Below are 608 nucleotides of genomic sequence, written 5' to 3' on the forward strand. Positions count from 1 at the left end.
TCTCGTGGTATGCGGGTGATGTTTGTCGCGCCTTACCTGACTCTGGTTCGCCAGACTGCTACCCGGTTTATTCAGTATGGACTGCCAGAAGAAAAAATTGGCTACGTATGGCGGGATTACCAGCCTAACGACCCAAACCGGCTGATCCAAATTGCCTCGGCTGACACGTTAATCCGCCGTGACTTCCCGGACAACATCGATCTGTTGATCATTGACGAAGCCCATTTACGCCGTAAAAAGCTGCTTGAAGTCATTCAGTATCTGACAGAAAACACCGGTGTAAAAGTTATCGGTCTGTCAGGAACGCCGTTTTCCCCGTTTCTGGGAAGCTACTATCAACAGCTCCTGAAACCCACCACGATGAAAGAACTTATCGCTAAAGGTGAACTCAGTTCCTATGAATTTTATGCCCCCACCAAGCCGGACCTGAAAGGCGTAAAAGTGACGTCCAGTGATGACTTTGGGCAGGATTACAAAGAGGACCAGCTAGCCGAGATTATGGGTGATTCAACGCTGGTGGGCGATATCGTCAAGAATTGGCTTGTGAACGGTAATGATGAACCAACGATTTGCTTTTGCGTCAACGTGGCCCACGCCAATTTTATCAC

At 48.8% G+C, this 608-nt stretch carries 1 protein-coding gene; it reads left to right on the forward strand.

The features are described from left to right. Positions 1 to 608: DEAD/DEAH box helicase (locus LGZ99_RS24600; protein WP_262979869.1), on the forward strand; the 608-nt coding region annotated here is incomplete at both ends.

Source organism: Photorhabdus temperata (assembly GCF_025384845.1).
Lineage (GTDB): Bacteria > Pseudomonadota > Gammaproteobacteria > Enterobacterales > Enterobacteriaceae > Photorhabdus > Photorhabdus temperata.